This window comes from Selenomonadales bacterium 4137-cl (assembly GCA_032334055.1).
In the GTDB taxonomy this organism is placed as follows: Bacteria; Bacillota; Negativicutes; order Sporomusales; family UBA7701; genus Anaeroselena; species Anaeroselena agilis.
Genome location: JAUOZS010000001.1, coordinates 2,064,174 through 2,078,384 on the forward strand (window position 1 = coordinate 2,064,174; position 14,211 = coordinate 2,078,384).

The 14,211-nt window shown below is 60.6% G+C and carries 16 protein-coding genes; 2 read left to right on the forward strand and 14 right to left on the reverse strand.

The window, feature by feature from the left end:
* Positions 1 to 52: 52 nt before the first annotated feature.
* Positions 53 to 232 carry a hypothetical protein gene (locus Q4T40_10905; GenBank protein MDT8901754.1) on the forward strand — a complete coding sequence of 60 codons (180 nt, stop codon included), beginning with the start codon at positions 53 to 55 and terminating at the stop codon, positions 230 to 232.
* A gap of 47 nt (positions 233 to 279) precedes the next feature.
* Here the strand turns inward: Q4T40_10905 and Q4T40_10910 are convergent, their stop codons facing one another.
* From Q4T40_10910 to Q4T40_10960, 11 genes are all read right to left on the reverse strand, one after another.
* Positions 280 to 846, reverse strand: coding sequence for a rubrerythrin family protein (locus Q4T40_10910; protein MDT8901755.1), 567 nt, complete (start codon positions 844 to 846; stop codon positions 280 to 282).
* A gap of 95 nt (positions 847 to 941) precedes the next feature.
* A complete protein-coding gene (locus Q4T40_10915) occupies positions 942 to 1,697 on the reverse strand; it encodes a hypothetical protein (protein MDT8901756.1) in 756 nt (251 codons plus the stop codon).
* Between the two features lie 220 nt (positions 1,698 to 1,917).
* Positions 1,918 to 2,124 (reverse strand): hypothetical protein, encoded by a 207-nt coding sequence (locus Q4T40_10920; protein MDT8901757.1) that lies wholly within the window; start codon positions 2,122 to 2,124, stop codon positions 1,918 to 1,920.
* A 226-nt stretch (positions 2,125 to 2,350) separates the two neighbouring features.
* Positions 2,351 to 2,881, reverse strand: coding sequence for a 2-oxoacid:acceptor oxidoreductase family protein (locus tag Q4T40_10925; GenBank protein ID MDT8901758.1), 531 nt, complete (start codon positions 2,879 to 2,881; stop codon positions 2,351 to 2,353).
* Positions 2,882 to 2,885: 4 nt separating this feature from the next.
* Complete coding sequence (locus Q4T40_10930; protein ID MDT8901759.1) at positions 2,886 to 3,707, reverse strand: thiamine pyrophosphate-dependent enzyme; 822 nt, start codon at positions 3,705 to 3,707, stop codon at positions 2,886 to 2,888.
* Positions 3,707 to 4,843, reverse strand: coding sequence for a 2-oxoacid:acceptor oxidoreductase subunit alpha (locus tag Q4T40_10935; GenBank protein MDT8901760.1), 1,137 nt, complete (start codon positions 4,841 to 4,843; stop codon positions 3,707 to 3,709). The genes Q4T40_10930 and Q4T40_10935 overlap by 1 nt, the downstream gene beginning before the upstream one ends.
* Positions 4,836 to 5,042, reverse strand: coding sequence for a 4Fe-4S binding protein (locus tag Q4T40_10940; protein MDT8901761.1), 207 nt, complete (start codon positions 5,040 to 5,042; stop codon positions 4,836 to 4,838). The genes Q4T40_10935 and Q4T40_10940 overlap by 8 nt, the downstream gene beginning before the upstream one ends.
* A 432-nt stretch (positions 5,043 to 5,474) precedes the next feature.
* On the reverse strand, positions 5,475 to 7,409 hold the full coding sequence (locus Q4T40_10945) for a TRAP transporter permease (protein ID MDT8901762.1): 1,935 nt from the start codon (positions 7,407 to 7,409) through the stop codon (positions 5,475 to 5,477).
* Positions 7,410 to 7,441: 32 nt separating this feature from the next.
* Positions 7,442 to 7,963, reverse strand: a complete 522-nt coding sequence (locus Q4T40_10950) for a DUF1850 domain-containing protein (GenBank protein MDT8901763.1) — start codon at positions 7,961 to 7,963, stop codon at positions 7,442 to 7,444.
* An 89-nt stretch (positions 7,964 to 8,052) separates the two neighbouring features.
* Positions 8,053 to 9,024 (reverse strand): TAXI family TRAP transporter solute-binding subunit, encoded by a 972-nt coding sequence (locus Q4T40_10955; protein MDT8901764.1) that lies wholly within the window; start codon positions 9,022 to 9,024, stop codon positions 8,053 to 8,055.
* Between the two features lie 243 nt (positions 9,025 to 9,267).
* Positions 9,268 to 9,420, reverse strand: a complete 153-nt coding sequence (locus Q4T40_10960) for a hypothetical protein (protein ID MDT8901765.1) — start codon at positions 9,418 to 9,420, stop codon at positions 9,268 to 9,270.
* 139 nt (positions 9,421 to 9,559) lie between these two features.
* Between Q4T40_10960 and Q4T40_10965 the strand changes: the two genes are divergently transcribed.
* Positions 9,560 to 9,919: a hypothetical protein gene (locus tag Q4T40_10965; protein ID MDT8901766.1), complete on the forward strand. Its 360-nt coding sequence runs from the start codon at positions 9,560 to 9,562 to the stop codon at positions 9,917 to 9,919.
* A gap of 166 nt (positions 9,920 to 10,085) precedes the next feature.
* On the opposite strand, the gene Q4T40_10970 is transcribed toward Q4T40_10965, so the two are convergent.
* From Q4T40_10970 to Q4T40_10980, 3 genes are read right to left on the reverse strand one after another with little or no spacing between them, the layout of a single operon-like run.
* Positions 10,086 to 11,633 carry a glycosyltransferase family 39 protein gene (locus Q4T40_10970; protein ID MDT8901767.1) on the reverse strand — a complete coding sequence of 516 codons (1,548 nt, stop codon included), beginning with the start codon at positions 11,631 to 11,633 and terminating at the stop codon, positions 10,086 to 10,088.
* A 16-nt stretch (positions 11,634 to 11,649) separates the two neighbouring features.
* Positions 11,650 to 13,182, reverse strand: a complete 1,533-nt coding sequence (locus Q4T40_10975) for a glycosyltransferase family 39 protein (GenBank protein ID MDT8901768.1) — start codon at positions 13,180 to 13,182, stop codon at positions 11,650 to 11,652.
* Between the two features lie 16 nt (positions 13,183 to 13,198).
* Positions 13,199 to 14,125, reverse strand: a complete 927-nt coding sequence (locus tag Q4T40_10980; GenBank protein ID MDT8901769.1) for an NAD-dependent epimerase/dehydratase family protein — start codon at positions 14,123 to 14,125, stop codon at positions 13,199 to 13,201.
* Positions 14,126 to 14,211 lie beyond the last annotated feature (86 nt).

The following is a 14,211-nucleotide window of genomic DNA, read 5'->3' on the forward strand; positions in this document are numbered from 1 at the left end:
ATCGCCGTCCGCAGCATAGCCTATATTATCCCATTGCGGGGAGGTGGCAGGAATGAACGGGTCGCTGCCGGGCCTGTGCGCGTCGCCCTTCGGGCTGCTGATACTATGGCTGGTCCTCTTTATCGTCCTGGCAGATGTCAGCTGTCCTATCTTCCACGCCTGCTACGCCTGCACGCCTTTCTACGGGCGCAAGGGGTGCGGCCGCGGGACCGACTGGAAAAGCCGCGATTAATCGCGGCTTTTCCCTTGGTCGGACAGACCGGTTTTTTCTGCCGGCGGTTATTTTTCCGCCGGGAAGATTTTGAACAGGCTCTTCTTCACGCCGCAGACCGGGCAGAAGTCGGGCGCGTCGCCTTCGCCGGTGTGGCCGCATACGGGGCAGATGTAGACGTCGCCGAGGGCCATGTCCTTGTTTCCTTTGGCCGCGTCCTGGGCGGTCTTGAACATTTTCGCGTGGATTTTTTCCGCCTCCAGGGCGTAGCGGAACGCCCGCTCGGCGCCTTTTTCCTCCTGGAACTGGGCGGTGTGCAGATAGACGGGGTACATCTGCTCGATTTCGTGCAGTTCGCCGTCGATAGCCCCCTGGAGGTTTTCCGCCACCGAGCCCAGGCCGAATACGGCGCCGGCCGTCACCGTCGCGCCGCCGGGCTGGTCGCCGAGCTCGCGGAAATGGTTGGTGGCGTGGGCCTGCTCGGCGTAGGCGATGGCGGCGAACAGGCGGGCGATGTTGGGCATCCCCTGTTTAGCGGCGTGCTCGCCCCATATCAGGTAGCGCATGCTGGCCATCGATTCTCCCCCGTAGGCTGAGCGCAGGAAGTCGGCGGTCATATCGTTTTTGACGGACATAATATCACTCCTTTGGGATTTTTTTGCAGGACGGTGATATTATTCCTATTCTCGCTGTCTTTCATTTAAACCTGCCGGAAATTCATTAAACGAATTCAGTCCGCCTCCCGGAAGCGTAAGGGTATTTTTTCGAACGCGTCGTCGAAGATGCGTCCCATCATCGATTCGGGGCCGGTGGAGTCGTAGTTGCCGCTCCAGGAAAAGGAGACGCGGCTGCGGGCGTCGGTAAACTGCCAGACGTTCCGCCAGGTTCGAGCGTCGAGCAAGGCGAAGCTGGCCTCGGCGCAGTCGAAAATCTTGTGGCGGGCCGGGTGATAGACGTCGACGGTGCGGGGCACTTCCATCCAGCCGGAGACTCTTTTGCCGTCTGACGACCGTTCGTGATATCTGACCTTATCGATGACCGTTTTGGTGGTATAATAGGCCTCCTGCCACTCGTAGAACCAGCCGAAGTCGCGGATATCGCAGTAGAGCACAAGGTCGGCGTACTTGGGCATCTCCCGCCTTACCAGAGCGGAGAGTGCCTTGGGGTCGTCCGACAGCTCGGCGGCGAGAGCGGGGTCGGCCTTGACGCGGGCGGTGACGTAGGTGAGGGTGACAAATTGCAGATGAGGCAAGTTGCGTTTGCGGTCACCCAGCATGGCGGTGATTTTTTCGGCTGACACAGGGTAAACGACGAACTTGTTTCTGCCGCCGACGTCGAAGCCGCCGTAGGCGAAGGTTGGTTCCATGATCAGCACGGTTTTGGCTTTGGCGAAGTTGTAGTTCGGGCTGACGGATTCGCTCTGGCCGGCCGCCGCCGGAGCCGCCAGCAGCCACAGCGCCGCCAGTACGACGATGGTTTTTCGCATGTTACTCCCCTCCTATTCTCGCTGCCCGCCCGCGCGGGGTCATCCGGAATGTCCGGGATATATACGACTGACCAGTCGGTCATGTATTGGCGGAAAAACAGGCCCGCCTGCGGCTTTGCTTTCAGGATAGCAGCAAAATATGACAGCGGTGTGACAATTATCCAGGTGAAAAAGAAGGCGAACCCGCCCGTCGCCGGAGGCTCGCCATAGTGTTCGGTGCTTAAAGGATTTCGTTCGAGGTGATCTGGACCGAGTAATCTCCCTTGCTTGTCCGCTTGATGACGGCCTTGCGGCCGGCGCCGTCGTCGACGGTGATCGCCTGGAGGTTGTGACCGAGGAGGAAATTGAGGACGTCCTGCTTGACGAACGCCTCCCAGCCGAGCTTCTTGGCGCTGGCTTCGTTCTCTGCGATAACATCCGCTGCCATTATGCTTCATCTCCCTTCGTGAAAAGTGCCTCTGGGGCCTACTACATATTCGCCCTTTGCCAGGAAAACCCTTGCGAGGGAGAAAAATAAAAAAGGCTGCCTATCGTGGCCGGCGAGGGCGGCTTGTGGTTCACCACCCGCTGCGGCGGCGGTCTTACTATGGCAGTAGGCAAAGAAAAGTGCTTCCCGTAATGGGAAGCACTTTTCGGCCATATCAATCTTCTCTTTATTTCTTTTCGCCGAGGGTGAAGCCGATTTCGAGGGCCTTGGTGTTGACCTCTTCGGTGCCTTTGGGCACGCGGGCGAGGACGGCTTCAACGAGGGCCTGGCGGCCGACGATGCCGGTGGAGCCGACCAGGACGCCGAGGGCGACGATGTTGGCGAACATGTCCTTTTTCAGGTTGTCGCGGGCGGCTTTGGTGATGCCTACCGATACGACGTCGGCGTCGATTTGGGGGATGGTGTCGACGTTGGTGGCGTCGACGACCAGCTTGCCGCCTTTTTTGAGGATGCCGGCGTATTTGGCGCAGGCTTCCTGGCTCATGGCGAGAAGGATGTCGGCGGCGACGATTTTGGGGTAGTCGATGTGTTCGTCGGAGATTATCACTTCGGCCTTGCTGGCTCCGCCGCGGGCTTCCGGCCCGTAGGACTGGGTCTGGATGGCCTGCTTGCCTTCGATGATGGCCGCTTCGGCGAGGATGATGCCGGCGAGGATGATGCCTTGCCCGCCTGTTCCGGTGAGGCTGATGCTGGTTATCATCTTATTTGCCCCCCTTCTTCTCGACGCGGGCGATGAGTTTGTCGTATTCGGCGGTGTATTCGGGCGCGACGGTGCGGTAGAGTTCGCCGATGACGAATTTGCCCTGGAGGTCTTCGGGGCTCATTTTAGCCACAGCCTGGGCCATGACGGCATGGTCGCGCTGCCAGGCGAGCATGTCTGCGGCGCTGCCCATTTTGTTTTTGCGCCCGTAGGAGATGGGGCACTGGGTGATGGCGTCGATGACGGAGAAGCCTTTGTTTTCGATGCCTTTGACGACCAGGTCGGTGAGGAGCTGGGCATGGAAGGCGGTGCCGCGGGCTACGTAGGTGGCGCCGGCGGCGATGGCGAGAGCGGCGATGTCGAAGGACCGCTCGATGTGGCCGAAGGGGGCGGTGGTGGCTTTGGCGTCCATGGGGGTTAGGGGCGAGTATTGGCCGCCGGTCATGCCGTAGATGCTGTTGTTGAAGATGACGGTGGTGATGTCGACGTTGCGGCGGGCGGCGTGAATGAAGTGGTTGCCGCCGATGGCGGTGGCGTCGCCGTCGCCGGTGAGGACGATGACGTTAAGCTCGGGCTTGGCGAGCTTGATGCCGGTGGCGAAGGTGAGGGCGCGGCCGTGGGCGGTGTGGACAGTGTTGAAGTTCATGTAGCCTGAGGCGCGCGACGAGCAGCCGATGCCCGAGACGACGACGGTTTTCTTCTGGTCGAGGCCAAGTTTGTCGACAGCCCGCAGGATGGCGGCGAGGAGGATGCCGTTGCCGCAGCCGGGGCACCAGATGTGCGGCAGCGCCGACTGGCGGAGATATTTTTCGATGCCGGCCATTATTTGCCACCTCCTGCCGTGATGATGGGGTTCAGTATTTCTTCCGGCCGGAAGAGTTCGCCGTCGTAGCGGGTGAGGGAGACGACTTTCTCTCTGGGCACGTAGCGCTCGATTTCGCCGACGAGCTGGCCGTAGTTGAGTTCGGGGACGATGACCTTTTTCGCCTTTTGGGCTGCCTTGGCGACGATCTCGCCGGGGAAGGGCCAGATGGTGACGAGGGTGAGGAGGCCGGCCTTGACGCCTTGGGCGCGGGCTTCCTTGACGGCGGCGATGGCCGCGCGGGTGGTGCCGCCGTAGGCGACGACGAGGACGTCGGCGTCGTCGGTGTAGTCTTCATGGTAGATGGTTATTTCGTCTCTGGCCCGCTCGATTTTGGTGTGCAGGCGGTCGATGAGTTCGGTGGTGAGGGCGTTGTTCTGGGACGGCATGCCTTTGTAGTCGTGGACGAGGCCGGTGACGTGGTAGTAGTAACCTTCACCGAAATCCGCCATCGGCGCGACGCCGTCGGCGTCAGGCTTGTAGGCCTGGTAGTCTTCGGGCGGTCCGGAGGGCCGCTTGCGGTCGATTACTTCCACTTCGCCGGATTCGGGCAGTTCGACCGTCTCGCGCATGTGGCCGATTACTTCGTCGAGAAGCAGGATGACGGGGGTACGGAATTTTTCGGCGAAGTTAAAGGCTTTGACGGTGATGTCGAAGGTTTCGCGGACCGAGGTGGGGCTGAGGGCGATGACGCCCCGGTCGCCGTGGCTGCCCCAGCGGGCCTGCATGACGTCGCCCTGGGCGGGCGAGGTCGGTTTGCCGGTGCTGGGACCGAGCCGTTGAACGTTGACGATGACGCAGGGAATTTCCGCCATGGCGGCGTAGCCGATGAGCTCCTGCTTGAGGGAGAAGCCGGGGCCGCTGGTGGCGGTGATGGCTTTGACGCCGGTGAGGGCCGCGCCGCAGACGGCGCCCATGCTGGCGATTTCGTCTTCCATCTGGATGAATTTGCCGCCGAATTTGGGTAGCATTTCGGCGAGGATTTCGGCGACTTCGGTACTGGGCGTGATGGGATAGCCGGCGAAGAATTTGACGCCGGCCGCCAGCGCCCCTACGGCGCAGGCCTGGTTGCCCTGCATGAGTTGCGGTTTAGCCATTGCTCTCCCCCTTCCCGGGTTTTACGACTTTGATTGCATAGTCCGGGCAGCGCAGTTCGCATTGGCCGCAGGCGATGCACTTGTCGGGGTCGGTAACGTAAATTTTGCCTTTTTCGTCGAGGGCCAGAATCTTTTTGGGGCAGAAGGCCACGCATATGCCGCAACCTTTGCAATATTTCTGGGTGATATCCAGTGCCACGTCAACACCTCCTGAGATTTTTGCCGGTAGCCGGTTATGATGCCGTTCGTGTACCATTAGCCTGTGCCGCCGGCGGCGGGGAATATTCCGGCGCGACGCCTGTCCGCCTGGGTGGCGGAAGACTGTTTTCATGGCAGGCGATGTATACAAAAAACATTGGTTCTATGGATACATGGCCTTAAGCACACCCATAGCCGGGCATCTCTACCCGGCTATGGTCAGCAACAATGCTGCGACTTACAAGCTATTGAATTTTATTACCCTTTGTTTTCGCCATCTGGCGAGGTTTTCCTGCAAAGACTACAGGAAAATTCCTCAAATGTCGAAATACTACAGGCTACGAGCTGTGCCGACGGGCGGCAGGCGTATGTTTTCTGGGTATTGTATACAAAGTACTTTGTCGGCGACCGCCCCGCTTGAGGGAAAGCGGTATCAGGCTTCAGCGTGGGGAGCGGCGAGTCGCTTCCGCTTGAGATATTGGAAGAATATCAGCGCCGCCATTACGCCGCCGCCGATGGCATCGGTGTAGATGCCCGGTTGGATGAGCATCAGACCGCCCAGGAAGAACAGCACCCGCATTGGGATGGATACCGGGGCGAGGATGTAACCGATCATCGCGGTGCTCAGGCCGACCATGCCGACCAGGGCGGTGCAGGTGCTCCACAGTACGGTAACAGCGGTGGCGTTGATCATCAGCAAGGTCGGGGATAGAACGAAGATGTAGGGTACGACGAAGGCGGCGATGGCCAGCTTGAAAGCGTTGAAGCCGGTGCGCATCGGGTTGCTGCCGGCGATGCCGGCCCCGGCGAAGGCAGCTAGGGCGACCGGCGGGGTGACGTCGGCGATGATGCCGAAGTAGAAGGCGAACATGTGGGCCGCCAGCACGGGGACTCCCATCTGAACCAGCGCCGGGGCGGCGATGGTGGAGGTGATGACGTAGTTGGCGGTGGTGGGTACGCCCATGCCGAGGAGCAGCGAGGTTATCATGGTGAAGAACATGGCAGGCAGGAGTTTACCGCCAGCCAGTTCGAGCAGCGCGGATGCGAGCTTGAGCCCGACGCCGGTCTTGGTGACGACGCCGATGATGATGCCGGCGGTGGCACAGGCGATGAGTACGCCGAGGACGGCTTTGGCGCCCTTTTCGAGGCCGAGGACGATGTCTTTGGCGCTTATCCTGGTCGCTTTGCGCAGCAGCGAGGCGCCGATGGCCAGGACAATGGCCCACAGGGCGGCTCTCATGGGCGTGTAGCCGACGACGAGAAGGTAGACGATGACGATGAGCGGGATGGCCAGGTGACCGCGTGAGAAGAGCAGTTCTTTGAATTTGGGCAGTTCACTGCGGGGGACGCCCTGCAAACCGTTCTTTTTGGCTTCAAGATGTACGCCGATCCAGACGCCGCTGTAGTAAAGGAGCGCCGGGATGGCGGCGGCCAGTACCACCTGGACATAGGGAATGCCGATGAATTCGGCCATGAGGAAGGCGGCTGCGCCCATTACCGGCGGCATGAGCTGGCCGCCGGTGGATGCGGTCGCTTCGACGGCGCCGGCGAATTCGGGCCGGTAGCCCAGTTTCTTCATCATCGGGATGGTGAAGCTGCCGGTGCCGGCAACGTTGGCCACCGAGCTGCCCGAGACGGTGCCCATGAGGCCGCTGGAAAGAACGGCGACTTTGGCGGGGCCGCCGCTGGCCCAGCCGGCGATGGCGTTGGCGATGTCGATGAAGAATTTGCCGAGGCCGGTGGCTTCAAGGTAGGCCCCGAAGAGGATGAAGAGGAAGATGAAGGTGGACGAAACGCCCAGCGGTATGCCGAAGATGCCTTCGGTGGTATAGAAGAGGTGGTCGATGAGTTCGCCGACGCCAACGCCCCTATGAGCCAGGATGTTGGGCATGTAGGGTCCGGCGAAGGCGTAGGCGAGGAAGCCTGAAGCGACAATGACCATCGGCCAGCCTACCGCCCTTCTGGCGGCCTCCATGACGAGAATCAGGCCGGTGACGCCGACGATGATGTCGAGGGTGGTGGGCATAGCGGCGCGGGCGACGAGCTCTTCGTAGAAGATAACGATGTATAGCGGCGCCGCGCCTCCCAGGATCGCCAGGATGAAGTCCAGCGGGTGAACCTTGTTTCGGGACCAGCTGCTCCGGGTCGGATAGAGGAGAAAGATGAGGACCAGGCCGAAACTAAGATGGATCGCGCGCTGCAGCGCGGCGTCCAGCACCCCGAAAACCGCAGTGTACAACTGGAACAGCGAGAAGCAAATGGCGATAGCCATGACTACTTTCGCCATCAGTCCTTTTAAGTCTCGCGTGTTGGATTCCCGGTCGTATTTCGCCAGGACTTCTTCAGCGGTAAGGGCTTTTCTCTCCAACTTGAGCCGCCTCCTTTCGGGTAATGAATGAGTCAGTCGTTACGAAGCCAACGGTAGTAGTAAGGTTTGACCCTGATGGTGACAAAAGCTCCTCCCTTATGGAAGGCGTATAGGGGAACGACGCGGTTGTGCACTTCGAGCACAAGTCCCGCAATCGGCCCGGCATGGACGGAGACTTTGTCGAAGCGGCGGTTCATGCCGGTAATGATGAAGTCGTTGCCTTGCCGGATGAATTTCCCCTCGCCGGGCAGGAAGGGAAGCCCTACCCCATAGGTCTGGTAGACCGTAGACTCAAGGATAAGTTCGTCGGCGGCCGCGATGACGAAGTTTTCCGCCACAGGCGTTTTTTGTACGGAGTGAGTGTATTTTAAGCTAAAGGTATCTCCCTTGCTGACGAGGATGGTCTCTGTTTTTCCCTGGTCTGTCTCGATGAACATGCAAAGCCTCGTCGCCAGAAACAGGCCTCCGACTATCAAGCCCGCCACCAGGCAGGAGACGCCCAGCAAGGTTGTCGTTCTGATGCCGGCCAACCGGCCTTTCATGCGCTCGAACATTTTACAACTCCAGTCTGCCAGAAAAAGCCGGGAATCGGAAAGACCCGATCCCCGGCACGCTAACTATTGGTCTCGAACCGACGAGAGGTTTATTTCTCTTTGAAGAATTTTTCAGCGCCGGGGTGCAGTTTAACGGACATGCCGTTCTGGGCGGTCGCCTTGGTGATCTTCGCGCCTACGGCATGAGCGGCCTTGATGCGATCAAGGTTGCTGTAGATGGCCTTGGTGATGGCGTACACGTTGTCGGCGCTCATTTTGTCGGCAACGACGAGCATAGCCTGGACGGCCACGGCGTCAGCCTCGGCGGCGCCCTGGTAGGTGTTGGCGGGAATCTTGATCTTGGTGTAGAAGGGGTACTTCTTGATCAGGGAGTCGGCTTTGGCAGCCTCGATGGGAACGAGAACGACTTTGTTCTGGACGGCGATGTCCTGGATGGCGGCGGTCGGGAAGCCGGCGGTTACGAAGGCGACGTCGACGTTGCCGTCTTTCAGGCCGCTGGCGGCTTCACCGAAGGACAGGTACTGGACTTTGATGTCGTTGTAGGTGATGCCGTACTGTTCGAGGATCTGGCGGGCGTTGGCTTCGGTTCCCGATCCGCGGGCGCCGACGGCGACGCGCTTGCCTTTAAGATCGGCGATCGTCTTGATGCCGCTTTTTTCGAGGGCGACTATCTGGATGGTTTCCGGGTAAAGGGTGGCGATGCCTTTGAAATTCTCGACCTTCTTGTCCTTGAACATTTCGGTGCCGGTCGAGGCATAGTAGGCGATGTCGTTCTGGATCAGCGCAAGGTCAACCTTGCCGTCCTTGAGCATGTTGACGTTGGCCACCGATGCTCCGGTGCTCTGGGCGCTGGCGTTGGCGCCGGGAACGTTTTTGTTGATGATTTCCGCCATGGCGCCGCCCAACGGGAAGTAGGTTCCCGCAGTGCCGCCGGTGGCGATGTTGATGAATTTCTGCGCGGCCGGTTTCGCCTGCTCTTTCTTGGCGTCACCGCCGCCGCAGCCGGCGATCAGACCGGCAACCATGATGATGACTACCAGGATCGCAAGAGTCTTTTTCATTTTTTCCCCTCCTCAGTAGATTTGTGGTTAACACAAATAGTTTTTCGATGTGAAACGAGGTTTTCCTGCTGGGCTGTGATAGCCAGATCGCGGAAATACGCCGTTTTGGGCCTACAATACAGAATCATTCAAAAAAAAACATAATCCTTCCCGCGCAGACGGGGTTTATGGTGTTGGCTGCTTGACCGCGTTTTCGATGCGAAACAGTTCCTGGAAGCAAACAATGTGCGCGTCAGGCGGGCATCAGTGCTCGGGGGTGCTGGCGCCGCGTTTGTGGACGTAGTACATTACCGCGAGCCAGACGATAAAACCCGGTCCGGCCACAACGGGGTTGATCAGCAGACATAAAATAAAGGCTATTATTATCGGCCAGATGCTGATACGGATCAGTTCCATTCTTTCACCTCCCGCCCGGTCCGCAATTTACTAGTATTATGGCCGCGTGCCGACCATAATAAACTGCGGAGTTGGGGACGGGCGGGGGAAAATGGTATAATGGTCGTATTATCACGAGACGATGGAAAGGACGTGCAAAATGGAGGGTTCCAATACCGGTTGGAGCATCAGGCTTGCCCGAACGTTATGGTTCAATACTTACCGCGCTTTGGTGGAGGACGCCGCCGGCGAATACGTGGCCACGCTGAGACTTATTCCCGCCATCCCCCTGGACCGCGGCAGCGTGCCCGAAGACGCGCCGGTTGTCGATCCGTACGTGCTGGTGGTGGTGGAGGACGCGGTCTTCGCCGAGGAGGAACTGGTCAATTTCGAGGGGCAGGTAGCCGGCCTGCTGCTGGAGAAGATGGCCCAGCCCGATTTCAACCCCGCCTTCTGCCAGTTCGCCTACCCCTCCGCGCCCCGGGGCGCAGGGCCGCAGGTGATGGAACTGGGAAGCTAAGAAGAAACAAAAAGAGTGCCGTAAAGGCACTCTTTAATTCTCTATGGATTGCGCTGCGGACGTTCAGAAGCGTCCAGATGCTAGGCACGACGAGGCTTGCGCCGCGCCGCGTACTCGGACGTACGCAAGCAAGCAAATGAGTCGTAACGACGCAGATGGATGCTTATCAACGTCCGCTCTCTTTTTTGTATACGGCTATGCGGGGGAAGGAGGCGATCTTGGTGTACCCCGGCATCGCCTCCCCTCCCCTGCCGACGAGGAGGTAGACCTCCGACAGACCGGCGGTGCGGGCGGCAAAAGCGGCGGTCGTTTCTGCTGGCATGGTGTATTTGCCTGCCCAGACGCTTGCGGGTGGAGTGACGGTTTCGACAAGGCGGGGAATGGCGTAGCCGCTGTAGAATACGGCGGAGGTGTGATAGTCGCCGACGGCTCCTACGACGGCTCCCTTGGCGGGCAGGACGGCGGCGGCTTCTTTGGCCGAGCGGGCCGCAGCCATCGGGATAAGCACCTGATAAATCATCAACAGGCTGACGACGACGACGGCGGCTCCGGCGGCCAGCGGCTGAAAGAAGGCCTCGCCCCGGTAACCCAGCCACAGTACCGCGGCCGCGCCGGCCACGGCGGTGAGTTGAAGCGGCCACCAGGCGGCCGCCGGCAGCCACGCCCCGCCGGCGGCGAAAGCCGCCAGCAACAGGACGGCTGGCAGGGAGAGCCACAGCAGGGCCCGCGGCCGCTGGGCCTGCATCTCGTCCAGTTCTCGCGCCACCAGGAGGGCGGCGGGGAAAAGGGCGGGAAATACGTAGGTCAGGTATTTGGTGGCCATAAGGGTGTAGAAGGCGATGAAGACGCCTATCCAAACGGCCAGAAACGCAAAATGCGGCCGTTTCCGCCCCGTCCAGAGCGTGCGGAGGAAGACGCCCGTCCACGGCAGCAGACTCACGGGAAAAAGGATGAGGTAGTAGTAGAAGACGTTGTCCTGGGGGTGCTCGGAGACGGTGGCGCGAAGATAGTTGTGGAGGCCGAGGAAGGTGTCGACGAAGTCGCGGCCGTGGGCAACGTACATCGCGAGGTACCAGGGGGCGGCGACGACGAGGAATATCGCCGCGCCGGAGAAGATGCGCAGCCGCTTGAAGAGCTCCCAGCGGCGGGCTAGGATAAGATGGACGAAGACGACGAGTGCCGGCATGACGAGGCCTACGGGGCCTTTGGTCAGGACGGACAGGCCGGCGGCGGCGTAGGCGGGGATGAACCAGCCCCTCCCCTCCCCTTTCAGGCCAAGGTAGAACGATGCCAGGCTGACGCTGGTGAAAAAGAACAGGACGGCATCGGTGATGACCATCCTGGCGATTACCCAGAATTCCAGCGAGGTGCCCAGGACGACGGCGGCAAGAAGGCCGGCCTGGCGACTGCCGTAAAGGCGGACAGCGAACCAGCAGGCGAAACCGACGCCGGCGGCGCTGAAAAGGGCAGCCGGGAAACGCGCCGCGAACTCGCCCACGCCGAAGACGGCGTAGCTGGCGGCGATAAGCCAGTAGATCATGGCCGGCTTGTCGAACCAGTACTGTCCGTAAATGCTGGGGGAAAGCCAGTCGCCGCTCATGAGCATTTCCTTGGCGGTGAGGGCGTAGTTGGCTTCTACGGGATCTGTTATGGGGATGTGGCCGCTGAGCGGCAGGAAGAGCGCCAGCGCGGCCAGGAAAACAAGCAGGGGCATTGTCTGGTCCTTTCTGTCACTGCTTGACGATCAGCAGCTTTTCGTCGGCGGTCGCCAATACCTTGAGCTTGCGTTTATCGGCTTCGGGCAGCCATTCCCAGTCGGCCGGACGGACGACGAAATAAGCCTTGCCGGGAGTTTTCCAGTGGTCGGGGGTGAGTTCCGTGCCATAGACGCCGGCATAGAAGGAGAAGCCGGGGCGAAGGAATTTGACCACATACACGGGCGATTTGCCGTCATAGTGTGCGGTGAAGGCCTTGGCGAGGTCGCGGGTGTGAAAGGCCGGCGCGGCCGGAGGGAAAAGCAGCGACATGAGAATGACGACGAATACGGCCATGCCGGCTATTTGCAGCCAGAAGGCCCGTTCCGTTTCCCGCCTGGCGACGAAGAACCATGTCCCGATGATCATGACGACGAAGACGGCGGCCGTGAGATAGGCACCCGGCAGGAGGGCCGGCATGGCCTGGCGGGCGCCGTAAACGGCGCCCGCGGCGAACAGGCCGCCGAGGACTGTGAAGAGGAGCGGCCAGGCGAACGGACGGGCGTTGCGTCTCCGGGCGGCCAGGCGGTCGATGTACCAGCCGGCGACCATGGCGAGCGGCGGGTACATTGGCAGGATGTAGGATACGAGTTTGGTCCGCGAGGCGGTGAAGAACAGGAAGATGAAGGCCGCCCAGATGATGAGGAAGAGCAATGGCCGGCCGTGCTGAGGCTGGCTGTCGGTCAGGGCCGCCCAGACGGACTGGATCACGATCGCCGTCCATGGCATGAAGCCGATAATGAAGACGGGGATGAAGTAGTACCACAGCACCCCTTCGGGATGCTCGGGGCTGGTAAACCGGGTAATGTTGTGAAAACCAAGGAAGGTGTCGACGAAGGCGTTGCCGTGGATGGCGTACATAGCTATGTACCAGGGCAGGCCGGCCAGGGCGAAGAGGACGATCCCGGCCGGTATCTTCATTTCCCTGAGCAGGTGGAAACTGCGGGTCAGGAGCATGTAGATAAAGATTATCGCACCCGGGAAGAGGAAGCCCACCGGCCCCTTGGTGACGGTGGCCAGTCCGGCGCAGATGTAAAACAGGTAGTAGCGTTTTTCGAGGAAGGCGAGCAGGGCAACGGTCAGGAAAAGGTTGAGGGTGATGTCGGTGACGGCCGCCTTGCCGAGGTAAAAGTATTCTATGCTGGTGACGAGGATAAGGGCGCCAGCCAGGCCGGCGCGGTTCCCGAACATCCGGGATGAGGCGGAGTAGACGTAGAGGGCGCAGAGGATGGCAAGCACGGCGGACGGAAGGCGGGCGGCGAATTCGCTGACGCCGAACAGCTTGAAGGAGGCGGCCACAAGCCAGTAGTACATCGGCGGCTTGTCGTACCAGTATTCGCCGTAGATGCGCGGCGATACGAAGTCGTTGTGGCTGAGCATCTCTTTGGCGGTTTCGGCGTAAACCGGCTCGTCCGGGTCGAGGAGGGGTATGCCGCCGAGGTTGTAGAACATGACGAAGGCGGCGATAAGGATGATGAGTATCGTTCCGAAGCTGATCCTATCCGTCATAATTACCTCCGCTTAATCAGGATGACGGGTTGCCCGCCAGCGAGCGGTAGGTCGCGGCCAGGCCCTCCATGAGCGGCGTCCGCGGCTGCCACGACAAGGCCTGCACAGCGGCGCGGTTGTCGAGGCAGGAACGGTAAATGTCCCCTTCCCGCGGCGGCTGGCGACGGACGGCCGTTTCCCGCCCGGATACCTTCGCCATTAGGGCGGCCAATTCGCTGACACTTATTTCCGTGCCTGTGCCGATATTATACACGGCGTTGGCGGCCGGTGATACGAGAGCCCGCCAGTTAGCCTCGGCGACGTCGCCAGCGTAGATGAAATCGCGGGTCTGGCCGCCGTCGCCGAAGATGTCGAGCGGTTGACCGGCGGCGATGCGACGGGTGAAGATGCTGACGACCCCGCCTTCGCCGGCGTCGCCCTGGCGTTCGCCGTAGACGTTGGCGTAGCGGAGGATTACGTAGTCGAGGGCGAAGACTTCCCGGTACAGCCGGAGATAGTTTTCCGCCGTGACTTTGCTCAGTCCGTAGAACGAGAAGGGCTGCACGGGCGTTTCCTCGACGATGGGGACGGCTGTGGCTGCGCCGTAAACGGCGGCGGTGGAGGCGAATACCACTCTTTTGACGCCGGTGGTGCGGGCAGCTTCAAGGACGTTGACGGTGCCGAGGACGTTGACGGCGCAGTCGAACGCCGGGGCGGCCAGAGATTTCGGTACAGCCGTCTGGGCGGCTAGGTGGATGACGAAGTCGAACTGTTCGGCGGCGAACAGCGGCCCAAGGTCGTCCTTGGCGATGTCCAGTCTCACGAGGCGCGCTGCCGGGTTTACGTTGGCCGCAAGGCCGGTGCTGAGGTCGTCGACGGCGACGACGGCGCAGTCTTTGGCCAGCAAGTTGTCCACGATGTGGGAGCCGATGAAGCCGGCCCCGCCGGTGACAAGAACTTTCACGGGAGCCCTCCTATGTAGGTGATATCTTTAAAATGAATCGTTTCTTTTATACTAGGCCGTTCAGAATGCTCTGACTTGTTTGCGTA

Excerpts from the sequence above, each read along its gene's own strand:
- Q4T40_10905 (MDT8901754.1), top strand. The coding sequence starts at position 53 with ATGAACGGGTCGCTGCCGGGCCTGTGCGCGTCGCCCTTCGGGCTGCTG.
- Q4T40_10910 (MDT8901755.1), bottom strand. The coding sequence starts at position 846 with ATGTCCGTCAAAAACGATATGACCGCCGACTTCCTGCGCTCAGCCTAC.
- Q4T40_10915 (MDT8901756.1), bottom strand. The coding sequence starts at position 1,697 with ATGCGAAAAACCATCGTCGTACTGGCGGCGCTGTGGCTGCTGGCGGCT.
- Q4T40_10920 (MDT8901757.1), bottom strand. The coding sequence starts at position 2,124 with ATGGCAGCGGATGTTATCGCAGAGAACGAAGCCAGCGCCAAGAAGCTC.
- Q4T40_10930 (MDT8901759.1), bottom strand. The coding sequence starts at position 3,707 with ATGGCCGGCATCGAAAAATATCTCCGCCAGTCGGCGCTGCCGCACATC.
- Q4T40_10935 (MDT8901760.1), bottom strand. The coding sequence starts at position 4,843 with ATGGCTAAACCGCAACTCATGCAGGGCAACCAGGCCTGCGCCGTAGGG.
- Q4T40_10950 (MDT8901763.1), bottom strand. The coding sequence starts at position 7,963 with ATGTTCGAGCGCATGAAAGGCCGGTTGGCCGGCATCAGAACGACAACC.
- Q4T40_10955 (MDT8901764.1), bottom strand. The coding sequence starts at position 9,024 with ATGAAAAAGACTCTTGCGATCCTGGTAGTCATCATCATGGTTGCCGGT.
- Q4T40_10960 (MDT8901765.1), bottom strand. The coding sequence starts at position 9,420 with ATGGAACTGATCCGTATCAGCATCTGGCCGATAATAATAGCCTTTATT.
- Q4T40_10965 (MDT8901766.1), top strand. The coding sequence starts at position 9,560 with ATGGAGGGTTCCAATACCGGTTGGAGCATCAGGCTTGCCCGAACGTTA.
- Q4T40_10970 (MDT8901767.1), bottom strand. The coding sequence starts at position 11,633 with ATGCCCCTGCTTGTTTTCCTGGCCGCGCTGGCGCTCTTCCTGCCGCTC.
- Q4T40_10975 (MDT8901768.1), bottom strand. The coding sequence starts at position 13,182 with ATGACGGATAGGATCAGCTTCGGAACGATACTCATCATCCTTATCGCC.